At 61.2% G+C, this 18,614-nt stretch carries 15 protein-coding genes and 2 pseudogenes; 10 read left to right on the top strand and 7 right to left on the bottom strand.

The features are described 5' to 3' along the window. Nucleotides 1-14: 14 nt before the first annotated feature. Nucleotides 15-144, top strand: a pseudogene (locus EFD55_RS30695) (transposase); the annotation flags it as partial. 266 nt (nt 145-410) lie between these two features. Beyond that, nucleotides 411-947 (top strand): methyl-accepting chemotaxis protein, encoded by a 537-nt coding sequence (locus EFD55_RS30690; protein WP_125850581.1) that lies wholly within the window; start codon nt 411-413, stop codon nt 945-947. A 100-nt stretch (nt 948-1,047) separates the two neighbouring features. Here the strand turns inward: EFD55_RS30690 and EFD55_RS30685 are convergent. Beyond that, nucleotides 1,048-1,293 (bottom strand): annotated as a pseudogene (locus tag EFD55_RS30685) (aldehyde dehydrogenase family protein); the annotation flags it as partial. 215 nt (nt 1,294-1,508) lie between these two features. Between EFD55_RS30685 and EFD55_RS30680 the strand changes: the two are divergent. The 4 genes from EFD55_RS30680 (at nt 1,509) to EFD55_RS30665 (ending at nt 8,349) form a co-directional block, all read left to right on the top strand. Beyond that, nucleotides 1,509-3,710, top strand: a complete 2,202-nt coding sequence (locus tag EFD55_RS30680) for a bifunctional diguanylate cyclase/phosphodiesterase (RefSeq protein ID WP_125850578.1) — start codon at nt 1,509-1,511, stop codon at nt 3,708-3,710. A 61-nt stretch (nt 3,711-3,771) separates the two neighbouring features. Beyond that, the gene (locus EFD55_RS30675; protein ID WP_125850652.1) at nt 3,772-5,655 is read left to right on the top strand and encodes a diguanylate cyclase; all 1,884 of its coding nucleotides are present in this window, start codon (nt 3,772-3,774) and stop codon (nt 5,653-5,655) included. Between the two features lie 109 nt (nt 5,656-5,764). Then, the gene (locus EFD55_RS30670) at nt 5,765-8,059 is read left to right on the top strand and encodes an FdhF/YdeP family oxidoreductase (RefSeq protein ID WP_125850576.1); all 2,295 of its coding nucleotides are present in this window, start codon (nt 5,765-5,767) and stop codon (nt 8,057-8,059) included. Next, a complete protein-coding gene (locus tag EFD55_RS30665) occupies nt 8,056-8,349 on the top strand; it encodes a hypothetical protein (protein ID WP_125850574.1) in 294 nt (97 codons plus the stop codon). Before EFD55_RS30670 ends, EFD55_RS30665 begins: the two co-directional genes overlap by 4 nt. Nucleotides 8,350-8,363: 14 nt before the next feature. Here the strand turns inward: EFD55_RS30665 and EFD55_RS30660 are convergent, their stop codons facing one another. Beyond that, complete coding sequence (locus EFD55_RS30660) at nt 8,364-9,362, bottom strand: AraC family transcriptional regulator (RefSeq protein WP_125850572.1); 999 nt, start codon at nt 9,360-9,362, stop codon at nt 8,364-8,366. Nucleotides 9,363-9,561: 199 nt separating this feature from the next. On the opposite strand from EFD55_RS30660, the gene EFD55_RS30655 reads away from it, so the two are divergent. Then, nucleotides 9,562-9,801: a hypothetical protein gene (locus tag EFD55_RS30655; protein WP_125850570.1), complete on the top strand. Its 240-nt coding sequence runs from the start codon at nt 9,562-9,564 to the stop codon at nt 9,799-9,801. A 670-nt stretch (nt 9,802-10,471) separates the two neighbouring features. Here the strand turns inward: EFD55_RS30655 and EFD55_RS30650 are convergent. The 5 genes from EFD55_RS30650 to EFD55_RS30630 form a co-directional block, all read right to left on the bottom strand. After that, nucleotides 10,472-11,551, bottom strand: a complete 1,080-nt coding sequence (locus EFD55_RS30650; RefSeq protein WP_125850569.1) for a quaternary amine ABC transporter ATP-binding protein — start codon at nt 11,549-11,551, stop codon at nt 10,472-10,474. Beyond that, a complete protein-coding gene (locus EFD55_RS30645) occupies nt 11,544-12,431 on the bottom strand; it encodes an ABC transporter permease (protein WP_125850567.1) in 888 nt (295 codons plus the stop codon). Before EFD55_RS30645 ends, EFD55_RS30650 begins: the two co-directional genes overlap by 8 nt. Nucleotides 12,432-12,523: 92 nt before the next feature. Continuing rightward, the gene (locus EFD55_RS30640; RefSeq protein WP_125850565.1) at nt 12,524-13,525 is read right to left on the bottom strand and encodes an ABC transporter substrate-binding protein; all 1,002 of its coding nucleotides are present in this window, start codon (nt 13,523-13,525) and stop codon (nt 12,524-12,526) included. A gap of 67 nt (nt 13,526-13,592) precedes the next feature. Beyond that, nucleotides 13,593-14,387: a pyrroline-5-carboxylate reductase family protein gene (locus EFD55_RS30635; RefSeq protein WP_125850563.1), complete on the bottom strand. Its 795-nt coding sequence runs from the start codon at nt 14,385-14,387 to the stop codon at nt 13,593-13,595. Beyond that, complete coding sequence (locus EFD55_RS30630) at nt 14,384-15,028, bottom strand: TetR/AcrR family transcriptional regulator (RefSeq protein ID WP_125850561.1); 645 nt, start codon at nt 15,026-15,028, stop codon at nt 14,384-14,386. The genes EFD55_RS30635 and EFD55_RS30630 overlap by 4 nt, the downstream gene beginning before the upstream one ends. Before the next feature lie 148 nt (nt 15,029-15,176). On the opposite strand from EFD55_RS30630, the gene EFD55_RS30625 reads away from it, so the two are divergent. The 3 genes from EFD55_RS30625 to EFD55_RS30615 form a co-directional block, all read left to right on the top strand. Continuing rightward, entirely contained in the window at nt 15,177-17,213 is a 2,037-nt protein-coding gene (locus tag EFD55_RS30625) for an NADH:flavin oxidoreductase (RefSeq protein ID WP_125850558.1), read from the top strand. 45 nt (nt 17,214-17,258) lie between these two features. After that, complete coding sequence (locus EFD55_RS30620; RefSeq protein WP_125850556.1) at nt 17,259-17,861, top strand: dimethylsulfoniopropionate lyase; 603 nt, start codon at nt 17,259-17,261, stop codon at nt 17,859-17,861. A 34-nt stretch (nt 17,862-17,895) separates the two neighbouring features. Further along, the coding region (locus EFD55_RS30615) for an electron transfer flavoprotein subunit beta/FixA family protein (RefSeq protein WP_148102916.1) at nt 17,896-18,614 on the top strand (719 nt) is incomplete at its 3' end.

Raw genomic sequence — 18,614 nt, 5'->3', positions numbered from 1 at the left:
TTTAGCCTCCGTCGCCGGGCGACATCGTCGTCCTCGACAATCTCGGCAGCCATAAAGGCCAGGCTGTGCGCCGGGCTATCCGAAAGACAGGGGCCGGACTCATCTTCCTGCCTCCCTACATCCCCCGACATCAATCCCCTCGAAGTCAGAATGCCGCCGCCCTGATCGAAATGCGTAGATGCTATCCGTTTTGCGCGCAAAAAATCCGACCGTCGAGGCGCCGAAGGACTTTCTTAAGCGCTGCCGCCTTGGATGGGGTCGCTCTTGTCACCGGACGATGCCGGCTTGTGTGGCAGTGGCAGGATTGGTCAGCAGGCAGACGGGAATAGGATATGGTTCATAGCATTTATGCGCTTGTGCTCGGCCGCGGGTTTTGCGGCAACGGCGTTTCACGCTAGGGCTGCGCGCGCATGGTCGAGAGAGCGAACGGCCCGATAGCCGATCTACACGATCAGAAGGCCCGCTTCTGCGCCGAGATGGCGGGGTTGGTCACCGCCGTCATTGGCGGGGACGTGGCGCGGCGAATGAATACCGATTACGCCGATCCGGATCTTCGCCGTTCGGCGGCCATCCTCAACGAACTGATCGTGTCGATCGACGATAACCTTTCCGATTTCAACCAGGCGACAGCCGCTCTTGCCCAGGGAGATCTCCATGGAAGCATGCGGGAGAAACACCGTGGCGCGTTCGGGCAGCTCCAGAGGAACTTCAATCTCGCCGTAGCAACATTCCGCGCGGTACTGGGGGAACAGGGGGGCGACCAGTTCGCGGACAAGGCTGCAAAATTTCGCCAGATGCTGACGACTTCCAAATCGAACGAGGTTTCCTTCGGACTTCGGATTTCCGACGAGGGTTCGCGCCCCATCCCCTCGCCAGCCCATGATCTCTGGGTGAAGCTTGCCGACGCGCTGGATGGTCCCCAGAACGATTCCGGCAAAACTGCGTAAAAGGCAGCGCCACGACAGCAGTGGCCGTAGCGGCGCCGGTGATGCCCTGCGCCGTCAGAACGGATAATGCCGGGCGGAATCCTCCGCTGTGATCCAGCGCAGCCGTGGCATCGGCGATCAGCGCCTCCATTTTCTTCGCCGCGTCGCGGCTGATCAACGAGCCGAGCACGACATGGCCGCGGGGATCGCCGGCTGGCAACTGGCTGGCGCGGGCCGCCAGCTTGGCGAGGAACTCATCAGCGATCGCCTCGTCGACGATGATCCACTCCGTCGACATGCAGATCTGACCTTGGTCCATGAATGTGCTGAAGATGGCGGCATTGACCGCGCCGTCGATATCGGCGTCGCTGCAAGCCGTGGAGAGGAAGTGGTCCGTTTGCGCAAAACTATCCGAACGGCGCACAATTGCGTCACGGGAGCGCCTATCCCCGAGCAGAGGGCGCGCTTGTTAAGCATGCCTTATGGCAGCGGATGTTAGCGGCTGGACTGCAGCGCGTTGCGGACATGATGTCTTCTGCCGTCCTTGGGCATGATCTTTCCATCCCGGTTTGCGTACGTCTCATGTGGTCCACTCTGGCAGGGCGTGTTCGCGCCCATATCTCCCCCATTGCTGCGGCGACCGCCTGCTTTCTGGCCGTGGCATTCCTGCTGACCGGCCTTGAGACACATGTCGTCATGACGATGACGCGGTCGGCAAATGAAATCGACGATGCGCGCGCCAATCGCGCAGCGCATGCCGCTCTCGATGCGTTTGCAAGCAGGCTGGGAGCGACCGTCAAGGACAATGCCATTTGGGACGACGCCTATGCGACCGTCGGTTCCTCCACGTTCGCCGACTGGGCCTATGAGAACTGGGGCAAGACTTCAGCCGATTATCCGCTCTATGACGCCGCGATCGTGATCGGCCCGGGCGGCAATGCCATTTCCGCCTTTTCGAAAGGCAAACCGTTCGAGCCACGTGAATATTTCGGGAAAGCCTTCGACAGGCAGATCGAAGCCGCCGCCAGCCCGCATTCGGCGCCGCTGATCAATTTCTTCAAGACGAAGACCGGCGTCGCGCTTGCGGCATCCCAGGCGATCCAACCCTTCAACGCCGCCAAAGGGCTTCCAAGACCCAGTGTCCTGACGTTCTCGAAGGAGTTGACGCCGGAGGCTATCGATACGCTCTCGCAAGAGTACGGGCTGGATGGGTTGCTGCTACAATCGACACCGGAGCCCGGGCTGCTCAGCATTGCGATCACCGACATGAACGGCGGCGCCATCGCCTACCTCGTCTGGCCGAGCAAGGCGCCCGGAAACGCCGTCTTCGAAGAGGTCTATCCCTATATCGCCGCCTCCGTCGGCATTCTCATGTTTTTCCTGATGGCCGCCCTATTGGCCGGCATGTTCGAGACGCAGCGCCTGCGCCGACAGGCCGAGGCCGCGCGTTTCGTCGCAAGCCATGACTGTCTGAGCGGCCTGCTCAACAGGCATGGCCTCCTCGAGGCCCTGGAACATGTCGATAGCGTAGCGCCTGACGTGTCGCTCTACGTGATCAATCTCGACGGATTCAAAGCCGTCAACGATGCCTGGGGCCATGCGGTTGGAGATGAGCTCATCAATATTGTCGCCAACGCTCTCCAAGCGTGCCACCGGCAAATCCTTGCGGCGGCCAGGCTGGGCGGCGACGAGTTCGCGCTGGTGCGTCTTGGCTCGGCTGCGGGAAGCGGGATGGAGAACGCAATCCTCGGGCTCTTTGCCGAGCCGTTCAAGATCGGCGGCCGGACGATCGAGGTCAGGGCGAGCATCGGCGTTGCGGTTCGAGCCAACGATATCACGCCCCTGGAGTTGCTGCGCCGGGCCGGCATGGCCCTTTGCCGCGCCAAGGAAAATGGCAAGAGCCAGGTCGTCGCATATGATCCGGAATTCGATCGCGAGCGCCAGCGCGGCGCGGAGCTGGAAGGCGGATTGCGAAGCGCGATCAGCAATGGCGTGATCGAACCTGCCTTTCAACCGCTCGTTTCGGCTGCGACGGGCGCCATTATCGGCCTCGAGGCCCTGGCGCGCTGGCGCAGCCCGGCCGGAAACATCAGCCCTGAAGTTTTTGTTCCGCTCGCCGAAAAATCCGGCCTCATCGATGCGCTGGGCGCGCATATGCTGCGGAGGTCGATCGAGCATGCCAGGAACTGGCCGGGCCTTTCCCTGTCGGTCAATGTCTCGCCGGTCCAGCTCTGTAATCCGGATTTTGCAGCCCAGGTGACAGCAATCCTGGAGGAGTCCTGTTTCGATGCCACCCGCCTGACGCTTGAAATAACCGAAGGCGTGCTGATGACGAGCCCCGATCAGGCTCGCCGCTCCATCGATCAGCTCAGGCGCGTGGGCATCAAGTTCGCGCTCGATGATTTCGGTTGCGGCTATGCCAGCATCGGCGCTTTGCGGCAGTTCGGGTTCGACCGCGTGAAGATCGACCGCTCGCTGGTCTCCGGCGTCGGGGAGAACGACAGCGGCGTCGGCGTTCTGCGCGCGACCATCGCCCTGGCGACCGCACTCGGGATTCCTGTCACGGCCGAGGGCATCGAGAACCAGTGGCAGATGGAGATATTGCGAGACTGCGGCTGCGATCAGCTTCAGGGTTTCCTGGTCGGAAAACCCGCGCCGCCCTACGAGATTTCGCTCAGACTGCATCGGGAAAGCGCAGGCGCACAACTTTCGGGGCAGTCGATGGTTCAGGAAGAGACAATGTCTGCGAGCAAATACAGGCCGCTGGGCCTTCGATTTAACTAAGCTCAAACCAGTGTTGCCCTATGATCAGTTCGTTACAAGTCTTGGAAGGTGGATCCACGTGGTGAATGGCATCTGGACGCAATTCGGTGGCAATCTTTCCTTCGTATGCTTGGCAATATCGCTCTGGGCGCATTTTTCGACGCAGTTTCAGCGTCATTCGCTCCTGCAGCAAAAAATCGCGTTCGGAATCATCGCCGGTGGCGCCTCTATCGGCTCGATATTGCTGGCCGTCGAATTCCATCCCGGCATCTATATCGATCTGCGCTTCTCGCCGCTTGCGCTGGCGGGTATGTTCGGCGGGCCGATTGCGGCGGCCTTTGCGGTTGCGCTGGCGGGAGCTTTCCGTTTTGCCGTCGGGGGCGCGGTAATGCCTGACGCTATCGTCTCGATGGCTGCCGCGACAGCCATCGGCTTGATTGCCCATTTCTGGATTCGCAAGAGATCGCCCAGGTTCACGGACGTTGTGCTGCTGAGCATTGCTCTTGCCGGCGTGATCGTCGCATCGATGACGCTGCTTCCCACCCTGGCGAGTGCCGATGTGCTGGCCGGCATCGGTTTTCCCCTGACGGCACTGAATTGCCTGGCGACGATACTGTGCGGTTTCGTTCTCCTGAAGATGCAGCAATGGCAGCTGGAACGCAGCATCTTGGTGACCGCATTTTCGCAGTCGCCCGACTATCTCTATGTGAAGGATCGAAACAGCCGCTTCATCACCGTCAATGAAAACATGATCCGTCTCTACCGTTTCCGGACGACGGCGGAGATGACGGGATTGTCGGATTTCAATCTCATGTCGCGGCCGCTCGCTGAGGAGTTGTATCATCGCGAGCAGCAAGTGATGGAGACAGGCGAGCCTCTGATCGACTGCCCCGAACTTATCGAAGGCAGAGCCTTGCTCGCCTCCAAGGTGCCGCTGCGAGACAAGCAGGGCCGGGTGATCGGCCTTGCCGGCGTGACACGTGATGTGACAGAGCGTGCTGCGCTGGAGCGGGAATTGCGCGAAAGCAAGAACCTGTTGTCGCATGCGATGGCCGGCATGTCCGACGGCATCGCCATGTACGACAAAAGGGGTTTCCTGATCTTCTGCAACGAGCAGTATCGCAGCGCGTTTCCGCTCTCCGGAGATGCCCGTGTGGTCGGCGCGCATATCAGCGATATTCTTCGCCGGGTCGCTGAAACGGAGGAGCGGGCCGGCATCCCGGAGGATCGCGAGGAGTGGATCAAGGCCGCCAGCGCCTCGTTGCACACCAATAAGGATGAGGAAGTTCAGCTTCATAACGGCGACTGGCGCAGCATCCGGACGAGGCTTGCCGAAGACGGTGCGGCAATGGCCGTCGTTTCGGACATCACGGCGACGAAGGAGGCGGAAATCGCGCTCAGGCTATCGGCGGAGCAACTGAGGAATCTTGCCGAGACCGATGGATTGACGGGTATGGCCAACCGCCGCGCTTTCGACGAGGCTTTCGCCCGCGAGACCGCCGGCAGCGCCAGGAAGAACACGCCCTTCAGCCTTCTCATGATCGATATCGACCGCTTCAAGGCCTATAACGATACCTATGGCCATCCCGTCGGAGACCAATGTCTGCGTATCGTCAGCAAGTGCCTGCACCAGTCCGTCAGCCGGCCGGCAGACATTGTCGCGCGCTACGGCGGAGAGGAATTCGTGGTTCTGCTCCCCGCAACCAGTGCGAAAGGAGCGATGATTGTCGCGGAGCAATTCGCCCGTCGCCTGGCCCAGGAAAATATCGTTCATTCCGGCAGCGAATTCGGACGGGTCACGGCCAGCATCGGCATTTCCTGCGCTACGGGAGCCACCTTGCGGGTCAACCCGACCCGCCTCCTAACCGAGGCCGATGCCGCGCTCTACGACGCCAAGACGCAAGGCCGCAACCGGATTCTCGCCCATTCGCCGGACGAAAGGCATAGCATGAAGGACGTCGGCTAGATCGAAATCCCCGGCGAAGACGGTCATCCGCCCGCATCGATAGGTTTTTTCTATCGAACCATCGTTCCTGCAGGCTTGATGTTTTCCGCGCTTCGACAATACAGGGCGCATGGACACAAAATTCATTGGCAAGAAATCGGCGGCAGCCGGCGGCTGGGGCGCGTTGAAGAGCTGCGGCAAGCAGTTGCTTCAAAGCGGCATGCCTCTATCAGGGGCTCGAACCATGCTGAAGGCGAACCAGCCTGATGGCTTCGATTGCCCGGGCTGCGCCTGGGGCGATCCGGAACACGGATCGTCGTTCGAATTCTGCGAGAACGGTGTGAAGGCTGTCGCGTGGGAGGCGACGGAGAAACGGGCGACGCCCGCCTTTTTTGAGGCAAACACGGTCTCGCAGCTTCGCCAGCTGACCGATTACGAGCTGGAACTTAATGGCCGCCTCACGCATCCGATGCGCTATGACGGGGCGAGCGACCGTTACCTGCCGGTTTCGTGGGAGGATGCCTTTGCCGAGATCGGCGGCATTTTGAAAGGCCTCGACAATCCCGATCGGGCGGAATTCTACACTTCGGGCCGGGCAAGCAACGAGGCCGCCTTCCTCTATCAGCTGTTCGTGCGCATCTTTGGCACCAACAATTTTCCCGATTGCTCCAACATGTGCCATGAGGCGAGCGGCATCGCCATGCGTCAGGCCGTCGGCGTCGGCAAGGGCACCGTGCTTCTGGAGGATTTCGAAGAGGCCGATGCGATCTTCGTGATCGGCCAGAACCCGGGCACAAACCATCCGCGAATGCTCGGCGACCTGCGCCGCGCGGCGATCCGCGGCGCCCGCGTCGTCGTCTTCAATCCCATTCGCGAGCGCGGCCTGGAGCGCTTCTCCGACCCGCAGGACAAGATCGAGATGATGCGCGGCGGTTCGACCGACATTGCCAGCCATTATCTGCAACCGCAGCTCGGCGGCGACATGGCCGCCGTGCGCGGAATGGCGAAGGCCGTCCTGGCCGCAGAGGATGCTGCGGTCGCCGCCGGCCTGCCGCCCGTTCTCGACCATGCCTTCCTCTCCGCACATTGCGCGGGTTTTCAGGAATATCGCGCCGCGGTCGAGGCGACCAGCTGGGCAGAGATCGAGGACCAGTCGGGACTGAGGCGCGAGCAGATCGAGCGGGCGGCCGAGGTCTATATCAAGGCCGAACGGGTGATCTGCACCTGGGCGATGGGCGTCACCCAGCACCTGGATTCGGTGGCGACGATCCGAGAAATCGCCAACTTCATGTTTCTGCGCGGCAATATCGGCAGGCCGGGTGCCGGCCTCTGCCCGGTTCGCGGCCATTCCAATGTTCAGGGCGATCGCACCGTCGGCATCAACGAACAGCCGCCGGAGGATTTTCTCGATGCGCTGGAGAAACACTTCGGCTTCGCCGTCCCCCGCCGCCATGGCCACAACGTCCTAGCCGCGATCGGAGCGATGCTCGATGGCTCGGCCGAAGCCTTCATCGGCCTCGGCGGCAATTTCGCGCGTGCCACGCCCGACAGCGCGCTGGTCGAAAAGGCGCTTCGGCGGCTGAAGCTGACGGTCCACATCGCAACCAAGCCCAACCATTCGCATCTCATGCCGGGCGAGGCGTCTTTCATCCTGCCATGCCTGGGCCGCACCGAGATGGACCGCGATGCGGCCGGCGGCTCGCAGCTGGTGAGCGTCGAGGATTCGATGAGCATGGTGCATGGCTCCGCCGGCATCAACCGTCCGGCTTCGCCGCATCTTCTCTCGGAAGTCGCCATCATCGCCGGCATCGCGGAAGCTGCGGTCGGCTCCGCCGTGGTCGACTGGGCAGAGCTTGCCGGCGACTACGACCGCATCCGCGATCATATCGAGGCGACCATTCCAGGCTTCGAAGACTATAACAAACGCCTGCGCAAGCCGCGCGGTTTCCATCTCCGCAACGCGGCCGCCCATCGGGAGTGGCAGACGCCGGCGGGCAAGGCATCGTTCTCTTCCGGGCCGCTTCCCGAGGAGACGGTGCATCAGCGTGCGCGGAAAGGCGAGGGGCGTTTTGCGCTGCAGACGTTCCGCTCGCACGATCAGTATAATACGACGGTCTACGGCCTCGACGACCGGTACCGCGGCGTCTATGGCGAGCGGCAGGTCATCTTCATCCATCCTGAAGACCTGAAGACGATGAATGCTGGAGCCGGTGAACGGGTCGACGTGATCGGCGAGCATGATGACGGCATCGAGCGCATCGCGCGGGATTTCCGCTTCGTGCCCTACGACATTCCGAGGGGCAGCATCGCGGGCTATTATCCCGAGCTGAACGTGCTCGTGCCGCTTGGCAGCGCCGGCAAGGAGAGCGATACGCCCACCTCCAAATCGATCATGGTGTCCTTCCGCCGGCGAAACGCCGCGTGAGCGAAGAGGTCTCCGACGTCGACCGATTTCTCGCCCTCGTTGCGGTCGCACGGGAGAGGGATATTAGGCTGACATCCATCCAAGCCGGTCTCCTCGTCGCCGCCGAGCTCGGGATTGCAAATGACAGCCGCTCCTTTGCGCGCATGCTGGGGATCGCACATTCCCTCGTGCTGCGCGAACTCAATGCGCTGGCGGAACGCGACGGTGTGCTTGAGATCGTCAGGCGGGATGCGAGGACAATGAGGGTGCACTATGCACTCCCGCCGCGGGACGAGACGCCGCCGTCATAGGGAAACCGCGGCCGTTATCGTTGGCCGACGCGTTTGCGGGTGTCGGAAGGATATTCCCCGTATGTCGACTTGTAGACTGCGGAAAACCGGCCGAAATGAAAGAAGCCCCATTTGAGACAGATCGCTTTCATGGTCTCCCTGCTCTCGGGATTGAGCAGGTCCTGGCGCGCCGCGCGCAGTCGAAGCGTCAGCAGATAGACGGCCGGAGACGTCCCCCGAAACGCGCGAAAGCCGGTTTCGAGCGCCCGGCTGGAAACGCCAGCCGCTTCGGCGACCTTCGGCATGGTAATCGGCTGATCGATATTGGCATGCATGAATTCGATCGCCTTGCGCACATGCCGGGGAGCGATCAGGGCCGGCCCCGTCTCCAGGAAATGCGACAGCTTGTGGGGCAGCAGGCGCACCACCAGATCGGCCAGCGCCTGCGTCATATGCGCCATGGCGATCGGCGATTGCAAAAGCGGGCCGTCGTCACGCATGCCTGACATGATCGTTTCCGTCAGGTTGCCGATCGTCTGGCCGACGGGCGTCGACAGATCCAGTTCGGGCAGCAGGTCGAGAGATCCGCTGAACGGTATTTCGAAGGTTTGACCGATGGTCTGGAGGATGACGGACCAATTGATCAGCAATTCGTCTATGACATTCGACTGCCCGTACATGATGACGCTGTCCGGCTCGAAATTGTTATAGAGAAGCAATTTTCCCTGTCCGGCCTCGGCGATGCGGTCCCCATAGGTGACGGCCATGCCGCCGCTGCGCGGCACCACAAACGACAAATACTCCGCCGTATCGACGGTCGGCTCGATATTGAACTGAAACTCCGCCTCGTGATAACCGGTGAGCATGACCGCGCTGCTGCCCGCGGAAATATCCAGCCCCCAGCGGAAGTTCTCGGCGCGGCCGACAGGCGCGGCATCAAATGCGCCAAACGCGCCTCCCAGGGTTTCGACCATATTGTCGAAGGATGAACCGCGAAATCGAAACGAGAATTGCGGCGTATTGTTTTCTGACATGCTGCTCCCATCGAATGCGGCTGCGTCGGCTTGCATCTTTGTCCGCTCGCAGATACCGGTTCGGCGCTTAGGCCGAATTCAGTGATTTACGTCCCTCTTTTTGCTTCGCACATTGCTCGCTATCCTCCGTTGCCCCCAGCGCCCGGCAGAGGCGTGGCGGACGAAGCCAGATGAGGATATTAGCCGATCAGAGCCCGAAATGCAGCAGGCCCTGGTTGAGCTGGTGGAATTTGGGGCCAGAGCGCGTCGCGATCATTCAAATCGCTCATTGCACCTTAATGTCTTTGATTTTCCGCATGTCGTGATCGCCAAACCTCTGTCCCTTTGCGCGGCATGCCGCGTGTCGGCGGCGCGCCAGTTGATTCAGGCTCAGGCGGAATTGTCAGAAAGCCGACCCGTTCCCGGGGAGATTTTTCCCAGCGAGGCGGCAGGAAACTGACAGAGGTCGAGGTGATTGGGGAGAGCCGGGCGGATGGTTTCGATATGGTCTCAGGATGAGACGATAGCCTCAATCGAAGCTATTTATCTCTGTTCGCTTGGGGGCGACGCAGGCTCAAGCGCGGCATTGGTGGGCGCGGTTGCCTGCCGAAGGTTCTAGTGGACCGCTGAGAGGGCCTCCGGCAGGCAGACAGGCAAGCATACGCACGGGATGGAGCGCGTATGGATAGAGTCCCTTCCATCCCAATGGGGTGACGATGGATGGGCTTTGCTTCGGGACCGCAGACCATCATGGTCCGGGTCGAATGTCATCTTATTGTTTCGCAGCCATGGAGCAATTGTCGTGGCGCGATATTGTCCGCGGATCTGTGTTTCGTGACGCAGACCGGATCGATCTTGCGCAAATTGTACACAGGGAACTCCCGTGAAGCCTTTTGTTCCGGGGGCTGACCTGTGAAAACCGGGCAAAAATCTTGAATCACGCGTTCGGGACGAAGGAAGAATTCGATTCAGGCACTGCGCCGGAAAGCACCTGCACCATCGCGATTCCAAGGAAACGTTTTCAGATGTGGCGCAGGAATTCAAAACTGCAGTGCCCGCAGCGCGTCCCGAAAGATGCGCTGCGGGCACTGTAGGCCAGGCGGCATTCCGCCTCGCCGCTGCCTATTGCTTCAGAGCGCGACCGAAAGGGGGCTATCGTGTCGAGCTGCCATCTCTTTCGAGTTCACCATTGCGCTTGCAAGCTGGCGGAAAGTGACGAGACCCAGCGTTTCCCCGGACGGGGACACCACCTTGGCATTGCCCTCCGGCGCAGATGCCATCATCCGGACGGCCTCTTCGACCGTCGTTCCCGCCGCAATCGCCAGTCCGATCGGTGCCGCACCGGCGTGCACCGGCGTCATGACGGCTTCGACATGGATGACCCGGCCGCGATTGACCTCCTTGACGAAGTTGGCGATGTAATCATCCGCCGGACGCAGAACGATATCCTGGCTGGTGCCCTGCTGGATGACTTCGCCGTCGCGCAGGATGGCGATCTGGTCGCCGAGGCGCAGGGCCTCGTCGAGGTCGTGGGTGATGAAGACGATCGTTTTCTTGATCTCCTTCTGGATGTCGAGCAGGACCGTCTGCATATCCGTGCGGATCAAGGGGTCGAGTGCCGAATAGGCCTCGTCCATCAAGAGCACCGGCGCATCGTTGGAAAGGGCGCGCGCCAGGCCGACACGCTGCTGCATGCCGCCGGAAAGCTGGTTCGGATATTTCTGTTCGAAACCTTTGAGCCCCACGCGCTCGATCCAGCCCATGGCGACGTCGACCGCTTTCGCACGCTCCATGCCCTGCACTTCGAGGCCGAAGATGGTGTTGTCGAGGACATTCCGGTGCGGCAGCAGCGCGAATTTCTGGAACACCATTGCCGTCTGCTGCCGGCGGAATGTCCGCAGTTCGGTCTCGTTCATCTTCACGACATCGACGCCGTCGACCAGAACTTCGCCCGCCGTCGGATCGATCAGGCGATTGATGTGACGGATGAGCGTCGATTTGCCCGATCCCGAAAGGCCCATGATGACCTGGATGCGGCCGGAAGGGATCTCGACATTGATATCCCTGAGGCCGAGCACGTGGCCGTGCTTTGCGTTGAGTTCGGTCTTCGTCAGGCCTTTCTGAACCGCGTCGACATAGGCGGAGGGGTTGGGACCGAAGATCTTGTAGAGATTGCGGATCTTGATGCCGCCGAAACGATGGTCAGCCATGGACGGTCTCCCGATGCTTCTGGAGCCTTTTGCCATACGCCTGGCTGACCCGGTCGAAGATGATGGCGATGCCGACGATGGCAAGCCCGTTGAAAATGCCAAGCGTGAAATACTGGTTGGCGATCGCCTTCAGCACCGGCTGGCCAAGGCCCTGGACACCGATCATCGAGGCAATGACCACCATGGCGAGCGCCATCATGATCGTCTGGTTGATGCCGGCCATGATAGTGGGAAGGGCGAGCGGCAGCTGTACCTTGAACAGCTTCTGCGACCTCGACGTCCCGAAGGCGTCTGCCGCCTCGAGCACGTCCTTGTCGACCAGGCGGATGCCGAGGTCGGTCAGCCGGATCATCGGCGGGATGGCATAGATGACGACGGCGATCAGTCCCGGCACCTTGCCGATGCCCAAGAGCATTACGACGGGAATGAGGTAGACGAAACTCGGCATGGTCTGCATGACGTCGAGGATCGGATTGACGATGCGCTGCAGCCGGTCGGAGCGCGCCATCATGATGCCGATCGGGATGCCGATGGCAATGGAGAGAACCGTGCAGACGAAGATCATCGAGACCGTCCGCATCGTATCGTCCCACATGTCGAAATAGCCGATCAGGAGCAGTGTCACGAGACAGCCGACCACGATCTTCAGGCTGCGGCTCGCAAACCAGGCAATGACCAGAACGATCAGGGTGATGATCGGCCACGGCGTCTGCGTCATGAAACGTTCGGCGCCGATGAGGAAATGCTGGAGCGGGATGAAGAGATTTTCGATGCCGTCGCCATAGGCGCGGGTAAAGGCACGAAAACCGTCATCGATCGCCTTCTTCAGATTTCGAAGCGCGTCGTCGTTCATATGCGGGAATTTATAAAACCATTCCATTCGGTTCCCCTTTTCTTCAAAGAGCCGTGGCAGTCTTTTTGATTTTATCGGCAGCGAGAAGCGGTGCGCTTTCGCGCACCGCAATATTTGCTTTAGAGGGCAGCTTCGATCTTCTTGGCTGCCTCAGGCGAGACCCACTTGGTCCAGACGTCCTTGTTTTCCTGCAGGAAGTGTTTGGCGCCATCTTCGCCGGTCGCCTGGTTGTCGGTCATCCAGGCCATCAGCTTGTTGACCGTTTCGTTGCTCCAGGAGCGCTTCTTCAGGTAGTCCATGACCTCAGGGCCGACCTTTTCAGAGAAAGGCTTGGCAACGAGGGTGACGACGTGATCGACCGGCCATGCATTGGGCTTCGGGTCGGGGCAGTCGGCAACGGTGTTGCAGCGCTTCCATTCGGCGGCATCGTTCGCCACGCCGGCTTCGAGCTTGACCATCTCATATTTGCCGAGCAGCGCGGTCGGCGCCCAGTAATAGCCGGCCCAGCCTTCCTTGCGTTCGTAAGCCTTGGCGATCGAGCCGTCGAGGCCAGCAGCCGAACCGGTGTCGACGAGGGTGAAGCCGGCCTTGTCGGCGCCGAACGCCTTGTAGAGCTGCGAGGTGACGACGGTGCCGCCCCAGCCCTGCGGGCCGTTGTAGATGGCGCCCTTCTTCGGATCCTCGGGATCGGGGAAGAGTTCCGGATGCTTCAGCACGTCACCGATGGTCTTGATATCGGGATGGGCGTCGGCGAGATATTTCGGAATCCACCAGCCCTGCACGCCGCCGTCGGGCAGCGGCGAGCCGACCTGAACGATCCGGCCTTCGTCCGTGCCCTTCTTGACGACATCCGGCAGCAGGTCGATCCAGGCTTCAGGCGCGATATCCGGCTGGCCCTTTTCGGCCATGGACGTAATGGTGGGGACGGTATCGCCAACGGTGATATCGGCTTCGCAGCCATAACCTTCGTTCAGGATGAACTTGTCCAGGTTGGACAGAACTTCGGCGCTCTGCCAGTTCATGCTGGCGATGGTCACGCTGCCGCATTCGGCGGCGCTGGCGAAAGACGCCCCGCCGATCAGGCCGAACGTCAGACACGTCGTTGCGAGTAGTTTCTTCATTCTCGTTCCCTCTGCTTAGCGGCTTGTTGTGTCGAACGGGGCACCGCAGAACCCGCTCCAACGGTTGTCAGGAAGCTTCTCCCATACTTACCGATTTCTTGAATGCCGCCGACAGTCCGTCGGCGACAGAAGCGTCGAACCCGGCAACGCGCATGCCTTCGATGGCCGCCGCGGTGGTGCCGCGATAGCCGAGGAAGGTTTGAACGACATCGTCGGGAGATCCGTCATGGCGCTCCAGCAAGCGGCCGGCGCCCGATATCACCGTGTTGACGGCGCGGCGCGCAATCTCCGCCGGCAGACCTTGGGCAACGGCGTCGCGCATCATGGCGGCCGCAAGCAGCGCCGGGAATGCCGGTCCGGACCCGGAAAGGCCGGTGAGGTAGTCGATGTCGCTTTCCCCCGCGACCTCGTCTTGCGCTCCGCAGGTTTCGAAAATGGCGCGGACGACAGCGCGGTCGTCTTGCGTGACGTCACGCGCGGCGATCCAGGGCGTATAGGATTTCGCAACTTCGGCGGCGGCATTCGGCAGAGCACGGACGACGCGGCCGGTCTTGTGGCGCTCGGAAAGGGCGGCAAGACGGATGCCGGCCATCACCGAGATGACGAGCTTGCCGCCGGCATCGACCGCGAGGGGACGCCAGTCATCGGGACGGACAGAGAGAAGGATCACGTCCGAGCGGTCGGCAAGTTCCTGATTGTCTGAGGTCCAGAAGGAATTCGGGAAACGGGAGGGCGGTTCGCTGCGATAGGAGAGGGAGAGATCTTGAGAATTGATCAGGCCGGCATCGAGGATCGAGCCGGCGATTGCACCGCCGAGCCAGCCACTGCCACCGATTATGCCAATTCTCAAAGGAGCGCTCACCTCGGGTTTCCCTCATCCGGTCTATAGCCATGCCGGGAGAAGAAGCGGTCAAGCTCCCTCTGCTGTGGTATTTCACCCGTGTAGATCGCGATATATTCCGGAATCCGTTTCATGCGGACGGCGATATCCTCCTTCGACTGCATGGAAATATATCCGATCTGTACGAGGTAGGTTGTTCGGGCTCTGACATCTGATGTCGTTTCTGGTAAACCGAAGCGCATGAACATGCGCTTGAGTGCTTCCAGCCGAATTTGATCCGCCTGCTGGACCTCTGCGAGAAGCTCGTCGGACTGCAGCGCCCAGCTGCGCACGGCGAATTCGAACCTGGCATCGAATAGATCGGTGCTGAGCCAGCAATCGAAGACGTTGAGCATCGCCTCGGCCAGCGATTCCGCATAGGCTTCGGATTGCTTGATGATGTTGCCGGTATTTTTCTCTCGCCACCGCGTCACGAGGGCGCTCAGGAGTTCTTCCCGATCCTTGAAGAACCAGTAGAAGCTCGTTCGCGAGAGGTTGAGCTTCTTGGCGAGCGGTAGAATTTTTACCGAATCCACGCCGGATTCCAGCAGTGACTGGTAGGCTGCTTCCAGCCACCCCTCCTGTGATCCGCGCCAACCGGTGTCGTTCAAAGCCTGGTCCATGGGCTTATCTCCTATCAAATTGTGAGGCGATGCACAAGAAAAATGTACATCTGTGTCGATATTGAAGACTTAACTGTTTTCAACGTTGACACATATGTACATTGCGCTTAGCGTCTGCCCCGATGTTTTTAATCCGGAACCACGGCCCATGTCGAATGACCCTCTCCTGCAACCCTACCAGCTCAAGCATCTGACGCTGCGTAACCGTATCATCGTGACGTCCCACGAGCCGGCCTATCCCGAGGACGGCATGCCGAAGGAGAAGTATCGCGCCTATACAGTGGAGCGGGCGAAGGGCGGCGTGGCCTTGACGATGACAGCGGGTTCGGCCGCGGTTTCCAGGGACAGCCCGCCTGTTTTCAACAACCTGCTCGCCTACAAGGACGAGATCGTGCCCTGGATCAGGGAAATGACCGACGCCGTGCACGAAGAAGGTGCGGCGATCATGATCCAGCTGACCCATCTCGGCCGGCGCACCCGCTGGGACAAGGGCGACTGGCTGCCGGTCGTCGCCCCGTCGCATCACCGCGAAGCCTCGCACCGCGCCTTTCCGAAGAAGGTGGAAGATTGGGACATCGAGCGCATCATCAGGGATTTCGCCGATGCGGCCGAACGCATGAAGGCGGGTGGCATGGACGGTATCGAGCTGGAGGCCTATGGCCACCTGATCGACCAATTCGCGTCTCCGCTGACCAACGAGCTCGACGGTCCCTATGGCGGCGCGCTCGAAAACCGTCTGCGCTTCTGTTTCGATGTGTTCAGGGCGATCCGCAAGAGAGTGGGAGACGAGTTCATTCTCGGTGTGCGCTACACGGCGGACGAATGTCTGCCCGGCGGCAACGGGCCGGCGGAAGGCATTGAGATTTCGAAGCGGCTGCGCGACAGCGGCCTCATCGACTACCTGAACGTCATTCGCGGCCACATCGATACCGATCCAGGTTTGACCGACGTCATTCCGATCCAGGGCATGGCGAACTCGCCGCACCTGGACTTTGCCGGTGAAATCCGCGCCGCGACCAACTTCCCGACATTCCACGCGGCGAAGATTCCTGATGTCGCCACCGCGCGCCACGCGATCGCGGCCGGCAAGGTCGACATGGTCGGCATGACCCGCGCCCACATGACCGACCCGCATATCGTGCGCAAGATCATGGAGAAGCGGGAGGAGGATATCCGTCCCTGCGTCGGCGCCAACTACTGTCTCGACCGCATCTACCAGGGCGGCGCGGCCTATTGCATCCACAATGCCGCCACCGGCCGCGAACTGACCATGCCGCATATCCTGGCCAAGGCCGACGCCAGGAAAAAAGTCGTCATCGTCGGCGCCGGCCCGGCCGGCCTGGAGGCGGCGCGCGTCGCCGGCGAGCGTGGCCATGAGGTCGTCGTCTTCGAAGCCGCCAACAATCCCGGCGGCCAGATCCGGCTCACCGCCCAGAGCGAGCGCCGCAGGGAAATGATCAGCATCATCGACTGGCGCATGAACCAGTGCGAGAAATACGGCGTCACCTTCCGCTTCAACACCTGGGCGGAAGCCGACACGATCGAAGCCGAGAAACCCGACGTCGTCATCATCGCGACCGGCGGCTTGCCGCATACGGAGGTTCTGACAAGCGGCAACGAGCTGGTGGTCTCCTCATGGGACATCATTTCCGGCGACGTGAAGCCGGGTTCGAACGTGCTTGTTTTCGACGATGCCGGCGATCACGCCGGGCTTCAGGCGGCGGAGTTTCTCGCCAAGGCGGGCGCCAAGGTCGAGATCATGACGCCGGACCGGTCCTTCGCGCCGGAGGTCATGGCCATGAACCTCGTGCCTTACATGCGCTCCCTCCAGAAGCATGACGTGACCTTTACCGTCACCTATCGCCTGGACGCCGTCGAAAAGAGCGGCAACCAGCTCGTCGCCCATGTCGGCAGCGATTACGGCGGGGTTGCCAAGCAGCGCAGCTTCGACCAGATCGTCGTCAACCACGGAACTATTCCGCTCGACGAGCTCTATTTCGAGTTGAAGCCCCGTTCGAGCAACCTCGGCGAGGTCTCGCACGACGAGCTTCTTTCGGGGAAACCCCAGTCCATCCTTCGCAATCCCGAAGGCCGGTTCCAGCTGTTCCGCATCGGGGATGCCGTCGCTGCGCGCAACACGCATGCCGCCATCTATGACGGTCTGCGCATCGCGAAGGATCTATGATCGCAGCAGCGGCGTCGCCGGTCGATCGTCTCGGGAGGGGATGAGATGAGTTTACGCAATGAAAGCCTCCAGCATTTCCTGGAGGCGGCATCCCTGGCTTTCGGTCAGTTCGCCACCGCCCCGGAAGCCCGCCGCTCGATCGGTCAGTTCTTTGCGGCGCTGGAACGTCCGGGGACCGCGCGAGCAGGAGAAGGAAGCCGCTTGCCTGTCTGCGCCGACCTCGATATGGCGCTCTCGGTCGATACGTCCTATGCTTCTCTGGCGCGATTGATCGAGGGCTTCAAAGGCATCGAGCCAATGCTTGAATGGCGTCGGCGCACCAAGTATGACCACACGGCCAGCGACAATTTCGTCGATGGGCATGCCAATGCGATGATCATCGGCCCGGGCGGATTGGAGGAGCGAAGCGACCTGTGGCTCGGCGTGACGTTGATGGCGCCTCACGTGCGCTATCCCGATCACGACCATGCGCCGGAGGAAGTCTATCTCGTGCTTTCCGAGGGAGAGTTTCGACAGGGGGAGGGGGACTGGTTTTCGCCTGGAATCGGCGGATCGTTCTACAATATCCCTGGGATCAAACATGCCATGAGATCGGTCGACACGCCGTTCTTCGCCTTCTGGGCACTGCTCGCCGACCGGCCGCACTGACGGCCGGAAAGTCTAGACATAAAGGGGTTCGCAAATGAAGATTCTCGTCCCAGTCAAACGGGTTGTCGACTACAACGTGAAGATCCGGGTTCGTCCGGATGGCACGGGTGTTGAGCTTGCCAATGTGAAGATGTCGATGAACCCGTTCGACGAGATCTCGGTGGAAGAGGCGCTGCGGCTGAAGGAAGCCGGCAAGGCGGAGGAAGTGGTGGTGGTGTCGATCGGTCCTGCCAAGGCCGAGGAGACGCTGCGCACGGCACTCGCCATGGGCGCCGACCGCGCCATCCTGGTTGAGACCGACGATCAGGTCGAGCCGCTGGCGGTTGCCAAGATCCTGAAGGGCGTGGCCGAGGCCGAGCAGCCGGGGCTTGTTATCGTCGGCAAGCAGGCGATCGACGACGACTCGAACCAGACCGGCCAGATGCTGGCGGCACTGATGGGCGCCGCCCAGGCGACCTTTGCCTCGAAGATCGAGATCGGCGATGGCAAGGCGACCGTGACCCGCGAGGTCGACGGCGGCCTGCAGACGATCGAGATCAAGCTGCCGGCGGTGGTCACATCGGATCTGCGCCTGAACGAGCCGCGCTACGCCTCGCTGCCGAACATCATGAAGGCGAAGAAGAAGCCGCTCGACAAGAAGAGCCCGGCCGATTTCGGCGTCGACACGACGCCGCGGCTGAAGGTGCTGAAGACCGAGGAGCCGTCGGGCCGCAAGGCCGGCGTCAAGGTCAAGTCGGTCGCCGAACTGGTCGA

Source organism: Rhizobium pisi (assembly GCF_003938655.1).
GTDB classification, from domain to species: Bacteria; Pseudomonadota; Alphaproteobacteria; order Rhizobiales; family Rhizobiaceae; genus Rhizobium; species Rhizobium pisi.
The sequence above is the reverse complement of the archived record's forward strand: the minus strand, read 5'-3'. Positions and strand labels throughout refer to the sequence as shown.